At 44.3% G+C, this 25,759-nt stretch carries 15 protein-coding genes and 1 tRNA gene; 5 read left to right on the top strand and 11 right to left on the bottom strand.

Going from position 1 to position 25,759, the window contains the following annotated elements:
* Nucleotides 1-1,410 precede the first annotated feature (1,410 nt).
* Complete coding sequence (locus ED312_RS14910; protein ID WP_123216813.1) at nt 1,411-1,953, bottom strand: RNA polymerase sigma factor; 543 nt, start codon at nt 1,951-1,953, stop codon at nt 1,411-1,413.
* A gap of 120 nt (nt 1,954-2,073) precedes the next feature.
* On the opposite strand from ED312_RS14910, the gene ED312_RS14905 reads away from it, so the two are divergent.
* From ED312_RS14905 to ED312_RS14895, 3 genes are all read left to right on the top strand, one after another.
* On the top strand, nt 2,074-3,213 hold the full coding sequence (locus ED312_RS14905) for a FecR family protein (RefSeq protein WP_170164530.1): 1,140 nt from the start codon (nt 2,074-2,076) through the stop codon (nt 3,211-3,213).
* Nucleotides 3,214-3,365: 152 nt separating this feature from the next.
* Nucleotides 3,366-6,908 (top strand): TonB-dependent receptor, encoded by a 3,543-nt coding sequence (locus tag ED312_RS14900; protein WP_206363263.1) that lies wholly within the window; start codon nt 3,366-3,368, stop codon nt 6,906-6,908.
* A 113-nt stretch (nt 6,909-7,021) separates the two neighbouring features.
* On the top strand, nt 7,022-8,782 hold the full coding sequence (locus tag ED312_RS14895) for a RagB/SusD family nutrient uptake outer membrane protein (protein ID WP_123216811.1): 1,761 nt from the start codon (nt 7,022-7,024) through the stop codon (nt 8,780-8,782).
* A 185-nt stretch (nt 8,783-8,967) separates the two neighbouring features.
* On the opposite strand, the gene ED312_RS14890 is transcribed toward ED312_RS14895, so the two are convergent.
* The 10 genes from ED312_RS14890 to ED312_RS14845 form a co-directional block, all read right to left on the bottom strand.
* Nucleotides 8,968-9,041, bottom strand: a tRNA-Asp gene (locus ED312_RS14890).
* 85 nt (nt 9,042-9,126) lie between these two features.
* Nucleotides 9,127-10,056 carry a DUF58 domain-containing protein gene (locus ED312_RS14885; protein WP_123216810.1) on the bottom strand — a complete coding sequence of 310 codons (930 nt, stop codon included), beginning with the start codon at nt 10,054-10,056 and terminating at the stop codon, nt 9,127-9,129.
* Between the two features lie 237 nt (nt 10,057-10,293).
* Nucleotides 10,294-10,611 (bottom strand): thioredoxin, encoded by a 318-nt coding sequence (gene trxA / locus ED312_RS14880; RefSeq protein ID WP_123216809.1) that lies wholly within the window; start codon nt 10,609-10,611, stop codon nt 10,294-10,296.
* A gap of 146 nt (nt 10,612-10,757) precedes the next feature.
* Nucleotides 10,758-11,510 carry a glycerophosphodiester phosphodiesterase gene (locus ED312_RS14875; RefSeq protein ID WP_123216808.1) on the bottom strand — a complete coding sequence of 251 codons (753 nt, stop codon included), beginning with the start codon at nt 11,508-11,510 and terminating at the stop codon, nt 10,758-10,760.
* Between the two features lie 126 nt (nt 11,511-11,636).
* Nucleotides 11,637-13,025, bottom strand: coding sequence for an alpha-amylase family glycosyl hydrolase (locus tag ED312_RS14870; protein WP_123216807.1), 1,389 nt, complete (start codon nt 13,023-13,025; stop codon nt 11,637-11,639).
* 36 nt (nt 13,026-13,061) lie between these two features.
* The gene (locus ED312_RS14865; protein ID WP_123216806.1) at nt 13,062-14,939 is read right to left on the bottom strand and encodes a glycoside hydrolase family 13 protein; all 1,878 of its coding nucleotides are present in this window, start codon (nt 14,937-14,939) and stop codon (nt 13,062-13,064) included.
* Nucleotides 14,940-14,970: 31 nt separating this feature from the next.
* Nucleotides 14,971-17,280, bottom strand: coding sequence for a glycoside hydrolase family 65 protein (locus ED312_RS14860; RefSeq protein WP_123216820.1), 2,310 nt, complete (start codon nt 17,278-17,280; stop codon nt 14,971-14,973).
* A 73-nt stretch (nt 17,281-17,353) separates the two neighbouring features.
* On the bottom strand, nt 17,354-18,001 hold the full coding sequence (gene pgmB / locus ED312_RS14855) for a beta-phosphoglucomutase (RefSeq protein WP_123216805.1): 648 nt from the start codon (nt 17,999-18,001) through the stop codon (nt 17,354-17,356).
* A 118-nt stretch (nt 18,002-18,119) separates the two neighbouring features.
* Nucleotides 18,120-19,451 (bottom strand): MFS transporter, encoded by a 1,332-nt coding sequence (locus tag ED312_RS14850; RefSeq protein ID WP_123216804.1) that lies wholly within the window; start codon nt 19,449-19,451, stop codon nt 18,120-18,122.
* 202 nt (nt 19,452-19,653) lie between these two features.
* Nucleotides 19,654-20,676 (bottom strand): LacI family DNA-binding transcriptional regulator, encoded by a 1,023-nt coding sequence (locus tag ED312_RS14845; RefSeq protein WP_123216803.1) that lies wholly within the window; start codon nt 20,674-20,676, stop codon nt 19,654-19,656.
* A gap of 519 nt (nt 20,677-21,195) precedes the next feature.
* Here ED312_RS14845 and ED312_RS14840 point away from each other — a divergent pair.
* Entirely contained in the window at nt 21,196-24,135 is a 2,940-nt protein-coding gene (locus tag ED312_RS14840; RefSeq protein WP_206363262.1) for a SusC/RagA family TonB-linked outer membrane protein, read from the top strand.
* Between the two features lie 21 nt (nt 24,136-24,156).
* Nucleotides 24,157-25,725 (top strand): RagB/SusD family nutrient uptake outer membrane protein, encoded by a 1,569-nt coding sequence (locus tag ED312_RS14835; RefSeq protein ID WP_123216801.1) that lies wholly within the window; start codon nt 24,157-24,159, stop codon nt 25,723-25,725.
* Nucleotides 25,726-25,759: the final 34 nt, after the last annotated feature.

Below are 25,759 nucleotides of genomic sequence, written 5' to 3'. Positions count from 1 at the left end.
AGGCATAGCCATCAGAACATGACCACCTGCAAAGCAGGTGGGTTTTTAAGGTTAACTAAACCTTTTGTATATCCGGTAAATCATTTTTAATCTGGTTCCGGAAGGGCACATCAAAAAGATGGACTGGGTCTATGATACCTGCTCTTTCGGTATATTTTACAATAACTACCGGCACATCCTGTTTCTACTGTAGCTGTTTTTTACGAACAACGGACAAAAAATAGCATATGCCCTGCCGATACCTCCCCTCATGAATGGCAGATCGGTATTGTTTTTTTTCAGATACGGCAACAGAAAAGCACTCATGTTTCATTAAATTCTTCGAAAGTTACCGAAGCGTCGAATTGCCAGCAACCCAATTTCATCAGAATGACTTAATGAAACCTGATACTCCCCTTTCGGGCAGGTATGTATCCCGGAAATCCACATTGATGACGTATTCTACTTCAAAATCATCCTGAATTCCATCTGATATTTTTTCCGGATGGACATCCCGATTAAAAGTTCCCGGTTACTATCTCTAATCTTTTGGCAGCTTTCTGAAGATCATTAGTTAAAATGCCTTTGTCATGACTCATTAAAAAAGGACTATAACAGTAAAGGTTGAAGCAATTTTTTCGGATAAAATATGGCTTTCTTCCTATATTCTTTAAACGCAGGGTTTACAATATCAAAGTTTCTCATTAATTTTTGGTTTTGCCTTGACTAATAACATTCTAATATTGATAAATATACTAAAACGATTTAGTAAGATAAAATTATTTTGAAAAAATTATAAAGTATCAATCCTCTTTAAGGAAAGAAAGCCATTCAATCATAGTCCAAAAACAAAAAATTTCCCTACTCACCGAATAACTCTCCGTATTGATTCAGACGTTTGCTCCAAATGTCGTACAAAGATCCGGGGTAATTTTTATGTATGTTGAAACTAATAACTACAGTTAGCCGGTAGTATTGCCATACTTCCTGTTTCGAAAGATTTGGTGGGCGGAAGCACGGTTTTGTCTTACCAGGAATAAAGAAAAGAGAATTTATACTTATCCCGTTCGACAGCAATTTATACTATAAAATGGTATCTATCGGACACCTCTCTATGCTGCATGGGATAAGTCACAATCGTTTGAAAATTAAAAAAATACTTCTTCTCCATACGAAAATGGAATTTTGTAATGAAATCTCCTTATGTTTCCCCACAGATACCTATCCCGAACCAATTTTTGCAGGATTTGGAACTTTTATGTGAGCTTTCTGAGTAAAAATATCTGAAATTACAGGTGGCTCTTATAAGGGTAATTTATTATGTGCGGCAATAAGGCTTTTTGATTCCCTGGCGGAGATCGTAATCATGATATTATTGTAAGATGAACCTCGCCGTGTACACATCCCGTTCAAAATGTGCAACAGTGTGTATTATTCATTATTCCACAATTCAAACCCTTCTCTTATTTTTATATAGGCGATTCGCATCTGCGATTCTACTGTTTTGACGGAAATATTCAATAAAACCGCAATGTCTTTATATTTTTTACCTTCTTTTTTATGAAGCAGGAGGATTTCCCGGCACTTCACCGGTAATGCGTCAATAATTTCCTGTAATCGTTTCTGGCGGTTATCCTCCTGATCCTCTTCTCCGGATATTGTTTTTTGCAGCGCATCGTACTTAAATTCTTCCAGTACCCTTTTCCTGAACTTCTCTTTGTGATATTGATTGATATAGAGATTATATGCAATTTTAAACAGGTAAGACCTGAGTGATGATTCTTCCCGGAGTTTTTTCCTTTTTTCCCAAAGAATTATAAAACTGTTCTGGGCAATATCCTTGGCTTTTGCATCATCGCCCGTGAGTGTCAATACATAGGCTACCACTGACGGATAAAGTTCCTCGAACACTATTTTAAATATGGTGTGATCCCCTTTCCTTAATTTATTGACTATACCTGTTTCGTTGTTCATTAGGATACCAAAAAAATCAATTCGAAAATGTGCACGTTAACAAATATCAAAAAAAATTAATAATCTTTTAAGGGTTTTTATATGTGGACTTGTTATATGGGTGTAATTGATGTTTTTTATATGATTTTATTAAAAAAACTTGTAATAAAATATTTATCCGGGCAGATTACGGAGAAAGAGCTGCTCACCCTTGAATCGCTCCTGTCCGATGCTGCCAACCGGGAAGAATTCAGAAAATATGTGGAGGACCACTATCTGGTAAACAAAACGTTAACCATTCTCGATCCGGAAAAAGAATACACTACCATCCTTCACCGGATCAACATTAAAAAGAAAAAAAGGATACAGGTTTTTTACAGGGCTGCGGCTATTCTGGTTATCGTTCTCGGCATAGGACTTTACATGAAATTATCCGTCCTTTCCCGGCCCGATATCTCCCCGGATACAATAACCATTAAATTACATGACGGCAAAATAAAAAAGCTCTCGGAAGAAGGGGTTTCGAATATACTGGACAAAGAAGGTAATACCATTGCCCGGCATGATGGCAATATTATTAATTACCGGAGTGATGATACTGTCTCTCCCCAAAAAACAGTGTATAACGAATTATCCGTTCCTTTTGGTAAAAAATTCCGCCTGTTGCTGGAAGATGGAACCAAAGTAAGTCTCAATGCGGGGTCCCGGCTTAAATTTCCCGTGGCCTTCACGAAAAACGAGCCACGTGAAGTTTTTCTGGAGGGTGAGGCTTTTTTCGATGTGGTCAAAGACAGGCAACGTCCCTTCATGGTCAATAGCAACGGATTTCATGTCCGGGTCCTCGGCACAAAATTCAATGTAAATTCCTATACGGAAGATCAAAGTATAAGCACTGTTCTGGTAGAGGGGGTGGTAGAACTCCATCACGATTCGGAAAACAACTTCCCGAAAGATAACATGATCAAACTTTCTCCCGGAGAATTAGCTGTTTACAACAGGAATGACAGGAGTATCCGGGTAAAAGATGTAGATACCGCCGAATACATTGCATGGGTCGATGGAGTTCTCCTGTTTAAGATCCGTCCCTTTTCGGAGATTATCAGGGTGCTGGAAAGGCATTATAACGTGCAAATCACCAATAGGTACAAGGAACTGGGAAACAAACGTTTTTTTGCAAAATTCGATGTAGAAAGCATCGAAGAGGTGCTCCGGTCTTTCCAGCGAAGTGAACCTTTTTCCTATCAGATCAACGGAGATCATATCATCATTGACAAACCATAAAAACCAATCATCATGAAAGCTTTATATATCACCTGAGTTATATCACAACCCGACCCGTCATCACTCTTGCAAAAAGATCAGGAAATGCGCCAACACTTCCCGATCTGTGAGTTATGACATTTAATCATTAACCCGATAAACTGTACTAAATTATGAAATTATTATTAATGAGGGAGCTCTGCAGGCTTCCCCTGTTTAAATTATCGCTGAAGATACGGCTTGCCGTATTGTTCTTATTCGCTGTATTACTGCATATTCGTGCCAGTAATTATTCCCAGAACACAAAGATCTCACTCGATTTTGAAAACGCCGGGGTGATGACCATTCTCCGGGCCATTGAATCTAAAAGTGATTTCAAGTTCCTCGGTAATGCGGAGGTTATAGAAAATTATCCGCCGGTATCCATAAAGGTCAAAAAGAAAGATATTTTTGAGATCCTGGATATACTTTTCAAGAACACTGCCATAACCTATACTGTTCTCGACAAACAGATCATATTAAAGAAGAAGTCGCCGCCTGCCGCCGAAGATCCCGTTCCGGAGCGTAAACAGGAGAAAGAGCGGGAAGAAAGGCAGGAACAACCGGTCACAGGGACGGTGATCGACGCAGATACGGGAACCCCGGTGCCAGGAGTAAATGTTGTTATTAAAAATACCACTGTAGGGGTTGTCTCGGATTTTGACGGCAACTATTCCATCCAGGCACCACCCGACAGCGTGTTGATTTTCAGCTATATAGGGTATACTACCCAGGAAATTCCCGTCGAAGGGCGTTCTGTTATAAACATTACATTAAAAACAGAGCTTTCCGCCCTGGATGAAGTGGTTGTGGTAGGTTACGGTACGCAAAAGAAAGTGAATATAACGGGAGCTATAACCTCTGTAAAAACAGAAGAATTAAATCAAGTACCAGCGAGTAATTTATCCAATACCCTGGCCGGCCGTGCTCCCGGAGTGAACATAACGAATACCTCCGGTCTGTCCGGAGCATCTTCGAGCATTAGAATTCGGGGAGGTTTCGGGGAACCATTATACGTCATTGACGGTATCGTAAGAGATAAAGAGGCCTTTGACGCACTTAATGCTAACGAAGTCGAGCAACTGAGCTTCTTAAAGGATGCGGCCACTGCTTCCATATACGGGTCCAGGGCCGGTAATGGAGTTGTACTGGTCACCACCAAAAAAGGGCGCAAGCAAAAGCCGGTTTTTAATTTTCAGACCTCGTATTCCTCATCATCCCATACGCAGACCCTTCTTTCCGATCTGACCACAGCTACCGACGAACTGATCTATCAGAACCGCGTCGCGGAATTCAACGGCACCACACCGCCTAACGGACCTGTGGAGTTCGATTATTTCAAGGATAAGAGTTATAATGTCAATGATATGATCTGGAGGAATCCTTCGAGTCTCGACTATACCATGAGTGTGAACGGGGGAGGTGACGCGATTACCTATTACACCCTTGCCAGTTATCGCGGGCAGGAAGGCTCTTTCAAAGGGCTGGATTACAAAAAGTTTAACCTCCGGTCAAATGTCTCGGCCAAACTTTCGGAAAGCATTACTCTCGATATAAACCTTGCGGCAAGCCAGCAAAATCACGACCGGTTTTACTGGCCGTTTTCCGAAGATGACGATTATGACGTTTCCGATCTTTACCGGGTTACTTTCAACTGGCCGAAGACCTATCCGTTTTACACGGAAGCCGATGGTACACCGAGTAATCGGGTTACCGATTATCCCGTACAGACACCTATGGGGAGCTGGCTCGCTTGGAGTGTAATCGATCAGATCGTAGGAAACCGGTATATAAGAACCAGAAAGCGACAACTGAGTTCTTTGGTCTCTCTGAATATTGATCTGGGCAATTATATACCGGGACTATCCACGAAATTTGTAGGAAGTTATCTGGCGAAGGATTATATGCGGAAACATTTTCTGACCTTCCAGGAAAATTATGTTTTCAATCAGGCTGACCCCGATGGTAACCGGTTTATTCCCGGCCCTCCGGACCCCAATAAAATCAACACCTTTACCTTTAGTCAAAACCAGGAATTTTTAAGTTATGAGATAAATACGGCCTGGGAATACCAGGTCAACTGGTTCCTCAATTACGAGAAGAGATTCGGAAAACACGGAATCAAGGCCATGACAGTATTCGAACAGGCCGAAAACGGTTTGTACGGGGCTTATGCCAAGGCCGAAGATCCCGTGACTGATTACGACCAGGACTTTGTGTATTCGAACGATGCGGAAAGAAGATATGGCAGAGGATACGAGGAAATAGGAGCCAGGCAGTCAATAATAGGGCGTGTCAATTACGAATTCAACGAACGGTATATTGCCGAGTTTTCCTTCAGGTATGACGGGAATACCCTGTTTCCGAAAAATAAACGTTGGGGCTTTTTTCCTTCCTTTTCAGCGGCCTGGAGAATTTCGGAAGAGTCCTTTATGGCCGGGGCCGATTGGTTAGACGAACTTAAACTAAGGGTCTCTTACGGAACTACCGGGAATGATCTGGATGTGAATAACGAGAAGATCTCTCCTTTTTCATTTGTCAATACCTACAATAATACCGGAAGTTATATTTTCGGGACCGACCTCTACCGTGGTATCGGACCCGGTGCAACACCTAACCCTAACCTGACCTGGGCTACTTCTACCACTTATAATGCCGGTGTGAATTTTGAGATGCTGGACAGGAAGATTATCGGATCCATAGACATTTTCAAAAAAAAGGAAGTCGATATTTTAGGTTCGAGACTGGTGACACTCCCCGACAATTACGGCCGGTCCCTGGCCCCGGAAAATTATGCCGAAAGATCCTGGCACGGCGGTGAACTTTCACTGATGTGGCGCGATTACTCGGAAGATGGCAAATTTAAATATTCGGTATACGGAAATATAGGTTATGCCAGGGATCAATGGGATAAGATCGATCAGGATCCGATTTTCGAACCGGGAGGACTCAGAGCTTCCGAATCAAAAATAGGACAGCCCATTGACCGTATCTTCGGTCTAAGATCCCTGGGGATCATACGTACACAGGAACAATTAGATGAGTTACTGGCCCAGGGATTTACCCAATACGGCAGAGATCCCTATTTAGGAGGGCTGTATTTCGAAGATATCCGTGGCGATGGCTATTCTCCGGGACCTGATGGTAAAATAGACGGTAATGATTTTCAGCTGCTGTCCGAAAATGCGATCCCCAGGGTTAACTATGGGTTCGGCTTTAACCTCGGTTGGGGAAATATCACCTTAGATGCCCATTTTCAAGGGGTCACCAATTACGATCGCATCATAAGCAACCAGGAAGGAGCAGGTATGAGACAACACGGCGGCACTGTTCGCCCCTACTACCCGATCTGGGCAGATGATGTGTGGACCCCGGAAAATCCCAATGCCAAATACCCTCGCGTTGTCGGACAGAATTGGTACGAGTCCGGAACAGGTGCCACGTCTTTCTGGATTCACAACGGGGCTTATCTGAGATTGAAAAATTTAAACATAGGATATAGTTTGCCGAAAGAAATACTGGAAAGCATAGGGATATCGAGTGTACAATTATTTTTCAACGGCACCAACCTGTTTGCCATTTCGGAGATTAAGGAATTTCACGACCCCGAGCAAAAAAATTACGATTCCTACCCTGTTATGAAAACATATTCCCTTGGAATGAACTTTAAATTTTAACGGATCAAAATGAAACCGGCATGTTTAAAATAATTGTTCTCCTGTGTGTTTGACAATTATTTTAAACATCAAAGGTTCCATGTGACCATTGAGAAAACAATAAAAATAGACACATGAAAAAACTAATATACATATTCGGACTTTTTATTTTTCTGGCGGGTTGCTCCGATGCTCTCGACATAGAAAATATTGACAGCTACAACCCGGATGCCGTCTGGAACGACGAAAACCTTGCCAATGCCTATATGGCCAATTTATATCCCATGTTCGGGAACTGGGACTCCGGGGCTGACAGACTGAGTCAACAACTGGCAGGCATAGAATGGTACCCTGACAGAGTAACCATTTCAAATGAAAATTTTAAAAGCTGGGATTACTCGAGGATCCGGCTTATAAACCAGGCGATTATCGATGTTAAAAGCGGAATGCTTCCGCAGAAGGTCAAGGACCATATCACCGGTCAGGCACTTTTTATGCGGGCCTACGCCTATTTCAACATGGTTAAGTACCACGGAGGCGTCCCCTATATCACCGTGCCGCAGGATCGGTATGAAGATGATCTGAATGTACCCAGGAATTCTACCGAAGAATGTTTTGATTTTATGAAGGAAGATCTCGATATGGCTATTTCACTTCTACCTCAGCATATTACTCCCGCATCAGGCGATTACGGAAAAATCGATGGGAATTTTGCGCTGGCCTTTAAAGCCAAAGTACTGCTTTACAAGGCCTCTCCACAATTCAATCCTTCCCAGCCGTGGAATAACCCTTATTGGCAGGAGGCGAACGCGGTGAATAAAGAAGCCTATGAATCGTTGTTGGGCCAGGGCTACGGACTCGTAGAAGATTATTCGAATATTGCTTTGGAAGAGCGGAACAAAGAAGTGGTATTCTCGGTTATCAACACTTATCCCAACAAGACCGCTGCCTGGGATCACGGTGTACGTCCCGGCTCGGAAAGCCGGGGGGCGGCAAGTGCCTGTCCTACCTGGCAATTTGTTAAAGAGTTTCCCATGAAAGACGGAAGGCGCTACAATGACCCTTTAAGCGCTTATACCATGTCTGACGAGGAGTTTTTACAGAATTACTGGAAAAACAGGGATCCCAGGTTTGATAAATCCGTTGTTTGGAACGGGAAGCTGTATGAGGTTTCCGGAAAAACAGGAAAAAGGCAGTATACCGCATTGGGAATTGCCCATGAACTGGACGATTTCGGGATAAACCCGAATGCGAATATAAATTCATCCAATTTAAATCGATATACCGGTTTCTTTATCTTAAAGAACAGCCTTCTTCATTTAACCCAGGCGGAAGTACAGCAGTACGACCTGGATTTTGTACTCATGCGCTTTGCCGAAATCATGTTGAACTATGCCGAAACAGCCAATGAAACAGGTGATTCGGAGACAGCCCTGGCCATTCTTAAACAGATCCGGGAAAGGGCCGGTATTGAGCCTGGTGTTGACGGAAACTACGGCATTACTGCTGGTAGCAGAGAAGAAGTAAGAGAAGCCATATTGGCGGAAAGAAACATAGAATTTTGTTTTGAAGGCCACCGTTTTTGGGACCTGAGAAGGTTACGTCTGCTGAATCGTCTTGACGGAACCATAAAAGAAGGTGTTGAGGCCATTGCTATCGAACCGGACCAAAGTGAAATGGAAATTGGAAAAGCAAGGGAACTTGCGGATAATTATGAGCTTGTTGAAAAGGACTTTAAATATTCTACCCTACAGGTTCCCCGTTCGGGAGTACGACAAAGCACACTCCCCGAGAACTACTATTTCTTTCCTGTTCAGAAAGATGTTTTAGACAGAAGCCCGGCATTGGAACAGAATGTAGGTTGGGGCGGCTCTTTTGATCCGACCTTGCACTGATTTTTAAGCTTTTATGATTCGACCCTTCTGCAATTACTCTGTATACAGGATCCGGAATGATCCGTTTTTTTAGAATTTTTGCGTAGTCCACAACAAATGGGAATGATCCTTTTAAAGCCCCTGCACAATCATAAGTACGGAAATAAAAAAAGCCCATCTTTCGATGAGCTTTTTTGTTTTTTCAGCGGTCCGGACGGGACTCGAACCCGCGACCCCATGCGTGACAGGCATGTATTCTAACCAACTGAACTACCGGACCTTCCTGTATTGCGGTTGCAAATATACGCTGGTTTTTCAATTCCGCAAATGTTTTCATTAAAAAAAACAAAACTTATTTCACCCTTTCAAATAAACTTTTGTCTTTCAACAAGGTAGGCCTGTAAAATTTTTTCCAAATCTTTTTGAATATCGGCTTCCACATATTTTATACGGTACTGTGCGGCTTTTAGTTTTATCTTACTGGTATAAGTTTCCAATGCTTTTTTATATTCTTCCTTCATAGTGTCGGCGTAGAGATCGATATGTTCCCCGGTCTCTACATCCACAAAACGTTTCGGGCGGTTATCAAAGTCAAAATCGTATTCACTGGCTTTATCCATCACATGAAAAAGCACTACCTCGTGTTTATTGTATTTCAGGTGACGTAATGCGTTAAAGAGTTCTTCCTCCCCCGTTTCATTCTGGAACATATCGGTAAAAAGGAAGATCATGCTTCTGCGATGTATTTTTTCCGCTATCTGGTGCAGGTAGGTATATGTTTTTGTCGTCCGTTCCTTTTCCGTGTGTTCCGCTACATCTCCCAGTACGCCGAGAAGCATCTGGTAATGCCTGTGACTTCCTTTTTCCGGGGCGTAAAAGTTATAGGCATCGGAATATATGCTCAATCCCATGGCATCGCGCTGACGCTTTAGCAAATTCATCAGGGAAGCTGCCGCCAATACGGAGAAGCCGATCTTATTCAAACGGGATACCGAAAGGTCCTTTACTTCCGGGTAATACATCGATGACGAATTGTCTATGATAATATGACAGCGAAGATTGGTTTCCTCTTCGTAATTCTTGGAGTACAGTTTATCTGTTTTTGCAAAGAGTTTCCAGTCTATATGTCTCGTACTTTCCCCCGGATTGTATATCTTATGTTCTGCAAACTCCGAAGAAAACCCGTGAAAGGGACTTTTGTGCATTCCGCTTATAAACCCTTCTACAACCTGATTGGCAAGTAAACCGATGTTTTTAAAAAGCTGTACGTTATTTAATTCGCCTTGTATGTCCACTTATTTTTGTTTAGATGGAAGAATATGAAATCTTAGATACCAGACTACTTCATCCGGTGATCCCATGATGAAAATAGTCATTAATTTTCACAATCCCAGGCTAGTAATCGGGATTTTACGCATCTTTTCACCCCCGGCAGGCAGACTTCCGGTAAAACCGATACTTCAATAACCAAAAATAAAAAAGGTCCGGCCCCAAGCCAAACCTTTTTTATTTCTTATGATTCCGGTTTATCTTTACAATAAAGAATCAAGTGCTTCCGTGTAAGTTGCTTTAGGAGCTACACCTACCTGTCTCCCTACCACTTCACCGTTCTGAAAGACCAATACGGTAGGAATGTTACGTACACCATATTTGGCTGCAAACTCCTGATTGGCGTCTACATCTACTTTTCCTACTACTACTTTTCCTTCATACTCAGAGCTGACTTCCTCGATGATGGGTCCAACCATTCTACATGGTCCGCACCATGCGGCCCAGAAGTCTACCATAACGGGTTTATCGCTCTTTAATACTACTTCTTCGAAAGTAGCGTCTGTGATCTCTAATGCCATAATATAAAATTTTTAATTTCCTATCTGGTTTACACTGCAAATTTAATCAAATATTCTTCCCGATCTCACCCCCGTATATTAGTTTTGATTATGAATGTATTGCAAATAATGATAGTATGTTATACAACCACTCTCCGCACCTCCTTTTACCTTATCCGATCGGGAAAATCGGTAATAATGCCATCCAAGCCTGATTTTCGGACCGCAGCAATGTCTTCCGGCAAATTTACGGTCCGGGCAAAGACTTTAAAGCCGGCATGCCGAGCCTTCCTGATATTCTCTTCGGTCAGGACAGTATATTCGGCATCAATAGCCACCGCACCTAAAAGCCTTGCTGTTCCCACAACTTTTGAGGGGTCTTCCCCTGTCATGAGAGCAATAGGGATTGCCGGATTTAGTTTCCGGAATTCCCCGAGTTCATGACGATCCGGTCCGGAAATCAGAAAATCATCGGCCTTCCATCCTTTCTCTTCTATATAATGGCGTAACATATAATCTACTTTACCCGCCATGTCCGTTCCCCTGAGCTCAATATTCAACCTGCAACGACGGTCTATGAGCTCCAATACGTCCTGTAAGGTAGGTATCCGGTGATTTCCGTCCAGCAAAAGCGATTTTATGTCCAGTATGTTGTATTCTTCGACATCTCCGGTGCCATTGGTAAGTTCATCCACATACCTGTCATGAAAAACCACCAGTTCCCCGCTTTTTATACGAAACAGGTCTATATGTACCATATCTACCTCCAGTTCCAGTGCTTTTTGTACGGATGCCAGCGTATTTTCGGTTTCGTACCCCTTAGCGCCCCGATGCCCGATAACCATTATCCTGTTTTCCGTGGTATCACAGCCCGAAAGGCAGAAAAGGGTACAAAGGAAAAAGGAAACGAACCGGTGCATGAATCATTATGTTTTTAATGCTTCAAGATACATAAAAATCCGGTCATCCTTAAAACAACGGCAGATCAACAAAAAACCCGCAAACTCTTATCGTCGCGGGTTTTGAAATTTATGTCCTGTCCGGGTTTAGTTTGCTGTAAGTATAACGTACTCCCAGGGTTTAAAGTCGTAGGAAGTACCGGCATTTATTTCCATCTTCTCTCCAGTCATATAATTGGTATAACTCCCCCTGGCATCTACGGTAAACCGGAGCGGATTGTCCGTTAGATTGGCTATAAACACTATCTTGTCTCCTCCTTTTTCTCTTGCGAAAGCCAGGACTTTCTTGTCATCGGAAGTGGACAGCCTGTTATAAGAAGCTGCCTTCTTACCTCCGTTCAATGCTGTGTTTTGTTTTTTAAGCTTCCCGAGTTTTTCATACAAAGGGTAGAATTTCCCTTTATTCTTTAAAATAGTATCTTTTTCAAAGAAAAGGAGCCTTTTGTCCATGTCGTATTCCTGCCCGCTGTAGATCAAAGGCATGCCGGGAATGGCATAAGTCATCACCGCAAAAGTTTCTGCTGCATCTCCCATGCGCTCGAAAACTGTTCCGTTCCAGGAGTTTTCATCGTGATTGGAGGTGAAATTCATGAAAATATCATCCTCTTCCAATAGCGTATCATTTTTAGCGATATACGCATCCCAGTCTTCCGCATTCTTCTTTCCCTGTGCAATTTCGTTCATAATATGATGTCCTTTCCAGGCATATTGCATATCGAAAGCATTTTTCAACAGTTCGGGTTGTTCCGCTTCAGCAAGCATAAATACGGGTTTCACTTCGCGAAGCCTGGCCGCTGCATCTTCCCAGAAATCTACCGGGACCTGGTGTGCCACATCGCAACGATAACCATCTATCCCTTCCTCTTTCACCCAATACAGCATGTCTTTTATCATTTCCTGTCGCATCTCCCTGTTATCATAATTGAGATCGGCCACATCCGTCCAGTCCCAGGACTCGCCGGTTTCGGGATTGATAGGGTCTATAATGTTTCCGTCTTTGTCCTGAGTATAGTATTCGGGATGTTCTTTTATCCAGACATGGTCCCACCCGGTGTGATTGGCCACCCAGTCGAGAATAATGTACATATCGTTTTCGTGGGCGATTTTTACCAGGTTTCTGAAATCCTCCAGGGTACCAAATTCCGGATTTACCTTCGTATAATCGGTAATCGCGTAATAGCTCCCCAAAGATCCTTTACTCTTTGTAGAAGATATGGGATAGACGGGCATCAACCAGATCACTTTTACCCCGAGTTCTTTCAGCTTCGGGATATCTTTGGTAAACGCATTAAAGCTTCCTTCTTCGGAATACTGCCGGATATTGGCTTCGTAGATCACGGCTGTTTCCAATACATCATCCGAGATGGGGACCGGCTGTTCTGCCCGTGGTTTTTCTTCCTTTTCCTGCTTTTTCGGTTCGTTCTTACATGCAATGAGGCTACAGATCCCCACAATCAAAATAAATATCTTTTTCATTCGGGTATTTTTATAATGTTGCTTTTACTCAATTTGTTACTCCAGTTCCATTATCCATACGGTTTTGGGCGCTATGGTCATTTCCCCTAGGGATATGTTTTTTCCACTGATCACTTCTTTTCCTTTCGCAAAACGGCCGATACTTTCTTTAAGCCGTTCTGTTTTCAGGGTCTGATCTTCATTGCTGTTATTTACCACTACCATTACGGTATCCTTGTCATTATACCGAAAATATACGTAAACATTGTTTTCGGGCAGGTAATGTTTTGTCTTACCCTTGTGAATTACAGGAGTATCTTTTCTCCATCGGAACAACTTCGAGGTAAAATCAAAATACTCCTTCTGCTCAGCGGTGCGCCCGGCAGCCGTAAAAGCATTATTGTCATCTCCTTTCCACCCTCCGGGAAAATCTCTCCGGATGTCCCCGTCTCCTTTATCTTTGTTACCGACCATCCCTATTTCGCTTCCGTAATACAATTGGGGAATACCACGCACCGTTGCCACAACGGCCATCGCCATTTTATACTTCTGAAGGTCCTTGTTATAAATATGATTGAGTCGTTGGGTATCGTGATTTTCCGCAAACACCAGAAGGTTGTTTACATCAGGGTATAGAAAATCATTGACAAAATTGCCATACACTTTTGTAATTCCTTCATTCCATGTTGCTTCATCTTCATTAAATACCGTTCCTATGGCATCATGCAGGGTAAAGTCCATGACGCTCGGCAGGTTGGAATTAAAATCCTGCAAAGCTCCTATTCTACTATCTTTCTGCCAGTAGGCTATCTGTGCCTGGTCGTGTAACCATACCTCGCCAACAATATTAAAATAAGGGTATTCATCCATGATGGCTTTTGTCCATTGTGCTATAGCCTCTTTATCGTTATATGAATAGGTGTCTACCCTAAAACCGTCCAGCCCGGCATACTCTATCCACCATATGGCATTCTGAACAAGGTAATTCAGCACCAGCGGATTGCTCTGGTTGAGATCGGGCATGGTGGAAGTAAACCAGCCATCCACACAATACTTTCTGTCGATCCCGGAGGCATTCGGATCGTATTGTGTCTCCATCCGGTAATTGGAATTGGCATAGCCGACCTTTAGGCTTCGTTCAGGAAGCAGAGAGGTATCGACGTCGGAAAACTGGTGTATCCAGTCATATGTGGGCAGGTCTTTTATCATCCAGTGCTCTGCTCCCCAGTGATTGGTCACATAATCCATAACCAGCTTCATGTCATTTTTATGAAGTTCATCTGCCAGGCGCCTGTAATCTTCATTGGTCCCGTAACGCGGATCTATGCGATACACATCGCTCTGGGCATAGGTGTGATAGGAATATTCCGGATCGTTATCTTCCAGCAAGGGAGTGCTCCATACTGTTGTAGCTCCCAGCTCACGGATATAATCGATATGATCTGTGATCCCCTGTATATCTCCTCCATGGCGTCCCCCCTGCTTGCTGCGATCGGCCTTCTCGGTCATTTCAGGACTGGAATCATTATCCGGATCACCGTTCGCAAACCTGTCGGGCATAATGAGGTACATCACATCGGAACTGTCGAAGCCTTTCCGCAATGCCGATCCTTCTTCCCTTTTCCTGAATTCATACGTGTAGCGCGACACTTCCTTTTTACCTCTTTTTAACCGGAGAACGTATTTTCCTTCCGGAACATCTTCCGTATTGACAGTCACAAACAGGTAATTGGGATTTTCTGTTTTGCGGACATTTTTAATGGTTACCCCTTCCATTTCAGGGGTATTACGGGCAATATCCTTTCCGTAGAGCATTAACTGTAAGGTATTGTGTTTCATGCCGCTCCACCAGAATGGGGGTTCCACTCTTTCCAGACCCTGGGCGGCAAGAAAAAAGGTATTCAAAAAAATTAATATACAGAGTATTTTTTTCATGGTTATTCTCTTTCTGATTACTTGTATTTTCCTAAACGGCGACCAGGTTGCCTGGTTTTACCAGGACCTGTTTTCCGTTTACAATGACGGTAAGTGCAGTCTCCCCTTCCAGTGTAAATTCGGTCCCGGAGACTTTTACGTTTATCTTCAGTACCTGTCCCCTGAAGTTGATCTTAAAGGAATAGGCTTCCCATTGTTCAGGTATTTTCGGACTGAAATGCAGCACATCGTCTTTCACGCGCATCCCGCCGAATCCTTCCACTATACTCATCCAGGTCCCGGCCATAGAGGTGATATGGCAACCTTCTTTTACTTCCTTGTTATAATCATCCAGGTCGAGCCGGGATGTTCTCAGGTAAAACTCATAAGCCTGTTCCATTCTTCCGAGCAGTGCTGCCTGTATGGAGTGTACGCAAGGGGACAGGGAGGATTCGTGAACGGTAAACGGTTCGTAAAAATCGAAGTGTTTTTCCAGTTCTTCCCTGGTAAAGTGGTCTTCAAAGAAATAAAACCCCTGTAAGACGTCTGCCTGTTTGATATAAGGAGAACGCAGGATGCGGTCCCATGACCATTTTTGATTGAGCGGTCTTTGAGAGCCATTGAGATCGGAAACTCTTATGAGTTCTTTATCCAGGAAACCATCCTGTTGAAGGTATACGCCGTGGGTTTCGGAATAAGGGAAGTACATAGCTCCAGCCACTTCCTCCCATTGCCTGATTTCCGTATCTTTTACTCCTGTTTTTTCCTTGATACGGGCGTAATCGGAAGCATATTCCGTTTCCACCTTGCGCACCTGCTCCGCAGAATATTCCAGGCACCACCTGGCTATGTAGTTGGTATACCAGTTGTTATTGACATTATTTTCATATTCGTTAGGTCCCGTCACTCCCAGAATAACATATTTGTTCTTTGCCGCAGAGTATGTTGCTCTCTGTTTCCAGAAACGGGCAATACCAATAAGTACTTCCAGTCCTTTTTCGGGGATATAGCTATAATCCCCGGTAAAACGGTAATAATTATATATGGCGAAAGCTATGGCCCCGTTACGGTGAATCTCTTCGAAAGTTATTTCCCATTCGTTATGGCATTCCTCCCCGTTCATGGTTACCATGGGATAGAGGGCAGCACCTCCGGTAAAGCCCAGTTTCTCCGCATTTTCTATGGCCTTGTCCAATTGGTTATAGCGGTAGGCCAGGAGATTGCGCGCTACCTGCTGGTTTTTGGTAGACATGTAAAAAGGCAGGCAGTATGCTTCGGTATCCCAATATGTACTTCCCCCGTACTTTTCGCCGGTGAATCCTTTCGGTCCTATATTGAGGCGTGCATCTTTTCCGAGATATGTCTGGTTGAGCTGAAAAATGTTAAAACGTATACCCTGCTGGGCCTTTACATCGCCCTGAATGGTAATGTCTGCCATTTCCCATATCCCGGCCCATGCTTTTTTCTGTGCGTCCAGAAGGGTTTCATACCCTTTCTCCGCTGCTTTTCGGATGACCTCCTGTGCTGCAGCTATCAGCTTATCTTCAGCATGGTTCATGGAAACCGTATATCCTCCCAGTTTTTGGAGTTCTGCTTTCTCTCCCCTGGACACGGCTACTTCGTAAGCGAGGCATATTTTGTCATCTCCTGCCTGTGTGGTCAACGGTTTAACAGGGAGTTCTTTTCCGTCACGGAAAAGCGTATTATGCATAAAGGTAGCTACTTTAAAATGGGTCTTGAAGGTACGTGCCACTACAAAGGCCTCACGCAAAGAGTGTCTGGTTTCCAGAGGTTCCCAGAATTTTTCGTCCCAGTTGGCATCTTCGTTGGTAATTCCGGCATCTACATAGGGGCGAAAAATCACCCTGGCATCCTTATTCAGTGGCGTCACTTCATATTTTATCACTCCAAGTTCATCCGTTTCCAGAGAAAGGAACCGCCTGGCATCTACCCGGACCTCTGTTCCGTTTTGCAGAACAGTTTCGAATGAGCGGTGATACCATCCTTCCTTCATATTGAGCTCCCGCCGGAACTTGCGAACTTCAATGCACCGGGCCAGGTCCAGTTTCTCTCCGTTTATCTCCACCTCTATCCCTATCCAGTTAGGGGCGTTCAATACTTTTGCAAAATATTCCGGATAGCCGTTTTTCCACCAGCCTACCCTGGTCTTGTCCGGATAATATACTCCGGCAATATAGCTCCCCTGGAAAGTAGGACCCGAATAACCTTCTTCAAAATTAGCACGTTGTCCCATTGCCCCGTTACCTATACTGAACAGGCTTTCGGACGATTTTACCCTGTCTTTCTCAAACCCTTCTTCTATAATAGACCATGCATCGGGTTTTATATAATCCTGGTTCATTTCTTCTCTTAAATTTTTATTGTGTTCTGTAAATCCATGATATGTTTCCTGCAGAGGCACAAGGCCTGTGTCATTATCTGATTTTCTTCAAAAGGGATTCGGCATCGATATGTATAAAATCGGGATATACCATATCGGCTTCCTGTAATATACCCGCATCACCTATACCGATACTCGCCATTCCTGCCGCATTGGCTGCCTGTATTCCTGCAACCGAATCTTCAAATACCACGCAATCGGCGGCATTTACACCTATCTGTTGCGCTGCAAGGGCAAATACTTCCGGGTCTGGCTTGGCTTTGGAAACATCATTACCGTCCACCACGGCATCAAACAAGGGCAGGATATTTGTTTTCTCCAGGATAAGCCTGGCATTTTTGCTTGCGGAGCCCAGGGCGATCTTCCCCTTATTTTCTTTTAAAAAACGCAGTGTCGAAAGCACTCCAGGGAGCACCTCTTTCTGATCCATCCGGGAAACGTATTCCAGATAATCATCATTTTTCTGCCGCATCCATACTTGTTTTTCTGCCTCCGTAGCCCGAATATCTCCCAGTTCGAGGATAATCTCCAGGGAGCGGGCCCTGCTTACGCCTTTTAACCTTTCATTGTCTTCAACCGTAAAATCGACCCCGAGTTCTTCAGCAAGTTTTTTCCACGCGAGAAAATGATATCTGGCCGTGTCTACAATGACCCCGTCCAGGTCGAAAATAAATCCTTTCATTTTTTAGTTATTGAGTTATTGGGTTAGTGAGTTTTCAGGAGTTCCCTATTCTTTCGGCATCTCCCTTAAAGGAGGAGAGAATCCTCTTTTTTAATTCGTTATCGAATTGGTCCCTTATTTAAACTTCATCCACATCTTCAACACGAAAAACAAGGGCAGCTGCCAATAAGAAAGATACTCCACTTATTACAATGGCATAGATGGCGTTGCCTCCGTAGAGATATTGAACCATAGGCCCGCCGATCAGGGCATTGATGATCTGCGGAATAACGATAAAGAAATTGAATATCCCCATATAAACTCCCATTTTCCTTGCCGGAATGGATCCGGCCAGAATGGCATATGGCATGGCCAGTATGCTGGCCCAGGCAATTCCCACGGCAAGCATGGAGACTATCAGCCAATACTGGTTGGGCGCAAAATATATGGAAATAAGACCCAGTCCGCCTATAATAAGAGATATAACATGAGTGGTCTTTCTTCCGAACTTCGCGGCTATTACCGGCAGAAAAAATGCAAAAACCGCCGAAACTGCATTGTAGATACCGAACAGCACACCTACCCAGTCCCCCGCATCCTGATAGGTCCTGCTTTGAGAGTCCTCCAGGGGAAGTCCGTAAATATGATGTGCGATGGCAGGAGTAGAAAATACCCACATACCGAACAGGCCGAACCAGGAAAAGAATTGCACCCAGCTGAGCTGTCGCATGGTTTTCGGCATTTTTACAAAATCGGAAAATATGGTCAGCAATCCGGTGGTTTCCTCCGGTTCTGCCGGGTCTTCCGGCTCCAGCAGTGCAAGTTCCTCTGGGGTGTACTCTTTGGTTGTAATAACCGTAACCAGAATACTTGCCAGAAGTACCAGGGCACCGATAATAAAGGAAATCAGAAGATTTAACGGAACTTTCCCCAATACCGCTTCGTTGGAAACCCCCATCCAGTTGGCCAGTACATAGGGCAGCCAAGAGCCCACCACAGCACCGATACCTATAAGTACCGTTTGTATGCTAAAACCGAGGGTCCGCTGGTCGGACGGCAGGTTGTCGGCCACGAGTGCCCGAAAAGGTTCCATGGCCACATTAAAGGAGGCATCCATGATCATCAACATTCCCGCTCCAACCCAAAGGGCAGGCAGAAAAGCTACGAACATGTCTGCTTTGGGCATGAGTACCAAACCTATGGAAGCCAGGATGGCACCGGTTAAAAAGAAAGGTCGTCTGCGTCCGAGCCGGGTCCAGGTCCTGTCACTGTAGTGCCCTATAATGGGCTGAACAATAAGCCCGGTAAGTGGGGCTACCAGCCAAAACCAGGACAACTCGTGCACATCCGCACCGAAAATCTGTAAAATTCTACTGGCATTCGCATTCTGGAGAGCAAAACCCATTTGTATTCCCAGAAAACCGAAACTCATGTTCCAGATTTCCAGAAAACTCAGCTTACGCTTTTTCATTATCGTAATTTTCGTTTATATACTACGATAAGCGCTATGACTTATCAAGACTTTATATCGGGTTGAGAAGTAAAACTATAAGTCCTGACGGGTGTAAATATAAAATATTTTTTGCTGGTAAGTTGCTAATTTACAAGTTTTTTCTACTACAACGTTGTAGTAGATCCTATTGAAAAATGTTCTGTAAACATATGAAATACCCTTATTTACGAGTACTTTCACGCTCTTTGATGGATGTCGGTATTACCTCGGTTACATACGATTCATCACCCATATCGTCGTTTTCCAGTCTCTGGATCAGCATCTTGGCTGCCATACCTCCCATTTCCAATCCGTGCTGGTCTACAGTCGTAAGCGGGGGAAAGGCAAATTGAGACAATATACCATCTGTAAAGCCCATAAAAGAAATGTCTTCCGGAATCCTGTATCCTCTTCGCTGAGCTTCCTTCATGGCTGTTACGGCAAACAGTTCGTTCACTGCAAAAACCGCATCGAATTTTCCGGAATCAAAAAGAAGGGCTATCTGTTGTTCACAATTATCAATATCTTCGATCTTAACAATAAGGGATTCGTCCACTTCTTTTCCGGCCTGTCGTAATGCACGGATATAACCTTCGGTCCGTAACTTACCCACACTGACATAATCTACCGTAGTGAGAAGGGCTATTCTGTTACAACCGCTATCCAGCAGGTAGTTCACGGCATTCACAGCACCTTCCACATCATCGATCACCACTTTATCCCCGGGAATTTCATCCGAGACCCGGTCGAACATCACCAGCGGCATCCCCTGGTCGATCACCTCGCGTAAATGGTGAAAATCCTTTTTTGACTGGGTTTCCTTGGAAAGAGACAGTATAAAACCATCAATACTTCCATTGGCAAGGGTTTCCATATTAATAACCTCCTTGTCAAAAGATTCGTCGGAAAGGCACACTATGACGTTATAGCCGGCCTTGTTCGCTTCTCTTTCTATACCACTGATAACCGTAGTGAAGAAATGATGTACGATCTCCGGGATAATCACCCCGATATTTTTGGTCTTCCGGTTCTTCAGGCTAACCGCTATATTGTTGGGCCTGTAATTGAGCAATTTTGCAAATGCCTGTACCTTTTGTCTTGTGTCCAGGCTTATTTCTTTGCTGTCCCGCAACGCTTTGGATACTGTTGAAACAGATACATCCAGTTCGCGGGCGATTTGTTTTATAGTGACTTTCTTTTTCATTCTTGCTTCAGATGAAACGGATAACCGTAAAGGATTCCCTCTATCCCTTTTCTTTTGCTCTGGGGTTATATGGAAAGGCTATACTCATACCCAAGGCCTTACATTATATTTCGACACCTTTTCCACAAATCCTTCTTCACAAAGATACCCCTTCTTTTCTAATAGCCCGACCTGCATTGAAAAAACGGGAATCCGCAACAAAAAAAGGTTATAATATCCCAATCAATTTCTCACTACGGAGCCGTTTTTTTAAATATCCCTTAATTTCACCTCCGTTAAATTCAAAATACTTCATTTTTAACATGAAAAAACTGTAAACAGACCTCATTTTCATAAAAGTTTTTCACACGAAAACGTTGTAATACGTTTTCGCCTCTCTACTTAACATAAAATTTACATAGTTTTAGCTCCGGGAAGTAAAATTATAAGGCTGATTTTTAATTAAATCAACAAAAAAATTGCATGAAAAATACGTAATGTGGATTTCGTGTATGCTTTAAAATCAAATTTATCTACAGCATGAAAACATTTCATATTTCTATCCTGCTGTTGTTTCTCTTATGTATTCCTTTCGGGGCATATGCACAAACAGCAGTAAGCGGTACCGTGACCGATAATACAGGTCCTTTACCAGGGGTAAACGTGGTTGTAAAAGGCACAACCAACGGAACCACCACCGATTTTGACGGTAACTACAGTATCGATGCTTCCGAAGGAGATATCCTGGTCTTTTCTTACATTGGCTACAGGACTGTGGAAAAAACAGTATCCGGCACTACCCTTAATGTCCTTCTGGAAGAAGACACCCAGCAACTGGATGAAGTAGTACTCATCGGTTACGGACAGGTTAAAAAGAAAGATGCTACAGGATCGGTAACCACCGTAAGAAGTGATGACTTTAACAATGGTATGGTGGTCTCCCCCGATCAGCTTATTGCCGGGAAAACCGCCGGTGTACAGATCACTACCAGCGGAGGGGAACCGGGAGCCGGTGCCAACATACGTATTCGCGGAGGAGCTTCTCTTAACGCCAGCAACGATCCGTTGATCGTTATCGACGGGGTCCCCGTAGACAAAGAAGGTATTGCCGGGGTAAGTAACCCGCTGAACATTGTCAATCCTAACGACATTGAGAGCTTTACCGTATTAAAGGACGCTTCTGCCGCTGCCATTTACGGTTCCAGGGCATCCAACGGTGTTATTATCATTACCACTAAAAAGGGAAGCAGCGGCGAACTTCAGTTCAACTACAACGCCAAAACTTCCGTAAGTACCATCACCCGGACCGTCGATGCCTTTTCTGCCAATGATTTCCGCAACCTCGTGCAAACGTACGGTTCGGATGCGCAACAGACATTACTGGGAGAAAGCAACACCAACTGGCAGGACATCATTTTCAAAGATGCGATCAGTTTTGACCAGAATTTCAGCGTAAAAGGGCAATTGTTCGGCAATACTCCGTTTCGTGCTTCTGTAGGTTACACGGAACAGGACGGGGTATTAAAAACATCATCTCTTGAAAGATGGACAGGTTCTTTTGGTATGACCCCGAAGTTTTTCGACAATCACCTCAAAGTGGACATCAATGTAAAAGGGATTATGAGCGACAGTCGTTTTGCAGATACCGGGGCGATAGGAAGTGCCATACTGATTAACCCTACCAACCCGGTTTACGACAGCAGTATGCCTTTTGGCGGATATTATGAAGAGTTCACCAACGGCAATGTAGAGACCCTGGCCCCGAGAAACCCTCTTGCCCTTCTGAAACAAAGAGATAATACCGGCGATGTGAAACGAAGTGTGGGAAATATAGAACTGGATTACAAATTTCATTTCCTTCCGGAGCTTCGGGCCAATTTAAATCTGGGATATGATGTTTCTACCGGAAAACGGAATGACCGGGGTTTCGAAGAATCAGCCAATTATTACAGGAACGGTACCGGTTATGGCCACCTGGAAACCGAATCCCAGAACAAGAGAAACCTCCTCATGGATTTCTACCTGAACTATTCCAGGTCTTTCGAAGGCAGCTTTGTTACCAACGTGGATGTCACAGCGGGACATTCTTACCAATCCTTCACCAATAACGGATACAAAAACAACTATGATTACATTAATGACCAGGTTATCGTTACCAGGTATTACAATCCCGTTGTCATCGCTTCCTTCTTCGGAAGGGCAAACGTATCCATAAAAAACAAATACCTGTTTACGGCTACCCTTCGACGGGACGGATCTTCACGGTTCGATCCGGACGTACGCTGGGGTAATTTTCCTTCGGCGGCATTTGCATGGAATATATATAACGAACCCTGGCTGGAAAATTCCAACACCCTCAGCAACCTTAAACTTCGTATGGGATGGGGTATTACCGGGCAGCAGGACCTTCCGGGAAGATATTTCCCTTACCTGGCCGTATATCTGGCCGGGACACCACAGGTACAGTATCCTTTCGGGGATAACTATTACACAACTTATCGTCCCAACCCATACAGTACCAGCCTTACCTGGGAAGAGACGACTACCTATAACGCCGGGCTCGATTACGGTTTCCTTGACAACCGTATTACAGGTGCCGTAGATGTGTATTACAGGAAAACCAAAGACCTGCTCAGCGAAGTATCCACTCCTGCGGGAAGCAACCTTTCCAATGTTTTTGTGGATAACGTAGGGACTATGGAAAACAAAGGTGTGGAATTCGAAATTAATGCTACACCTATCCGGACGGATAACTTCAGCTGGAACCTAGGCGCCAACTTTACCTGGAACAGTTCGGAAGTAACCGGGCTCAATGCCGACACGGACTTTATCTCCGTACAGGACAGGAATATCTCCGGAGGCACCGGTCTCTTTAACCAGGTTCACGCCGTGGGTGAAACTCCGTACAGTTTTTATGTTTACGAACAGGTATATGACGAAAATGGAAAGCCTATGGAAAATGTATTCGTAGACCGCAACGGTGACGGAGTAGTGGATGACAACGACCGTTATATTCACAAATCTGCCCTTCCGGACGTTTACTATGGCTTTACCTCGCAGTTCCGGTACAAAAAATGGGATCTGAACATGGTGTTCCGTGGACAGGCCGGTAATTATGTGTACAACAACATAGATTCCAACGTAGGTATCCGCAACGGGGTATTTACAAGCTCTACCTTTCTTACCAACATTGTGGACAACTACAACGAAGCAGGATTCGTTCAGGCGACAGACCAGGTAAGGCTTTCCGACTACTATATCCAGAATGCGTCGTTCCTGAGACTGGACAATATTACTCTCGGGTATAATGCCGGAAATTTCCTTGGTAACAGCCTGTCCGCAAGAATTTACGGTTCCGTACAAAATGTATTTACCGTTACCGGGTATGACGGACTGGATCCGGAAGTACAGAACGGAAACGATTATAACATCTACCCCCGTCCGAGGACATTCCTCCTGGGAGTGAGCCTGGACTTCTAAATAAACCTTAAGACATTCGACATGAAAAAAATAAAGTTTAAAAATATTTATGCAGGGATTCTGGGGCTCATTGCAGTCTCCGTAACCTCCTGCACCGGCGACCTGGATACGGACCCGCGGGTAGAGCAGACCAAAGACAATATCCTGGCTGAAGACCCGGAGGCCTATAAAGGAATGCTCGCCAAGATATACAGTGCATTTATACTTACAGGCCAGGAAACTTCCGGGCAGACCGATGTAGTGGCTCCCGATGCCGGGGCTTCCTCCTATATCCGGAACTACTGGAACTTTCAGGAACTCACCACAGATGAGGCCCTCAACCGTTGGGGAGATGGCGGACTGGACGCCCTGAACAGGCTCAACTGGACTGCCGGAAACAATTTTGTGCGCATCCTCTACGATCGCATTTACCTGGAGATAGCCATGGCCAATAATTTCCTCAGAGAAACTGACGGCATCGAAGATGCGGAGATACAGGACTATAGAAACGAAGCCCGCTTTTTACGCGCCCTGGCTTACTGGCATGCCATAGACATGTTCGGCAATGTACCTTTTGTAACGGAAAACGATCCTGTAGGCAACTTCGAGCCGCCAAGATACACCCGGGAAGAACTTTTCGATTATCTGGAAAGCGAACTCCTGGAGATCATTCCCCTGATGAAGGAACCGCGGTCCAATGAATATGCGAGAGCCGACAGGGTTGCCGGATGGATGCTTCTGGCCAAACTATACCTGAATGCCGAGGTATACACGGGTGAGGTCAAGTACAGCGAAGCCCTGACCTATCTCGATAAGATCGTTCAGGAAGGAGGATATACGCTGGAACCGGTATACCAGAATCTCTTCCTCGCAGACAATGACAATTCCACCGAGATTATTCTGCCATTGGCTTCAGACGGACTCCGGAGCCAATCTTACGGAGGTACAACCTATATTATCCACGCCGGGATAAGCAATTCCACCATGGACCCTTCCGAATACGGAGTTAACGGGGGATGGGAAGGAAACCGTACTACTTCGTCTTTTGCAGACCTTTTCGGCAACCTGGATACCAACCCCGATCAACGGGCATTGTTTCACACGGAAGGACACATCAAAGAAAATACGGACTATACGGCCTTTAATAACGGGTATGCTATTGCCAAATATAAAAACCTCACTTCAACCGGAGAGATCGGGTCCGATACCAGCGGGGAATTCGTAGATACGGACTATCCTTTATTCCGTCTGGCGGATGCATACCTTATGTATGCGGAAGCCGCGTTACGTACCGGAAGTGATATGACTACTGCACTCGACCTTGTAAACCAACTCAGGGAACGGGCTTACGGTAATACGTCTGGAAACATCACTTCCGCTCAGCTTACCCTGGATTTTATCCTGGACGAAAGGGGAAGAGAACTCTACTGGGAAGGACACCGGAGAACCGACCTCATCCGTTTCGGAAAATTTACGGGCAGCGAATACCTGTGGCCCTGGAAAGGTGGTAGCCTGAACGGTTCGGGAGTGGAATCGTTCCGCACCTTGCTCCCTATTCCGCTCACAGACCTGGGGGTAAACTCCAACCTGGTCCAGAATCCGGGATATTAATATATACCGGGAGGGTATGCGGAATTGCCTGTTC

Origin of the sequence: Sinomicrobium pectinilyticum, from assembly GCF_003725735.1 — a bacterium.
GTDB lineage: Bacteria > Bacteroidota > Bacteroidia > Flavobacteriales > Flavobacteriaceae > Sinomicrobium > Sinomicrobium pectinilyticum.
The sequence above is the reverse complement of the archived record's forward strand: the minus strand, read 5'-3'. Positions and strand labels throughout refer to the sequence as shown.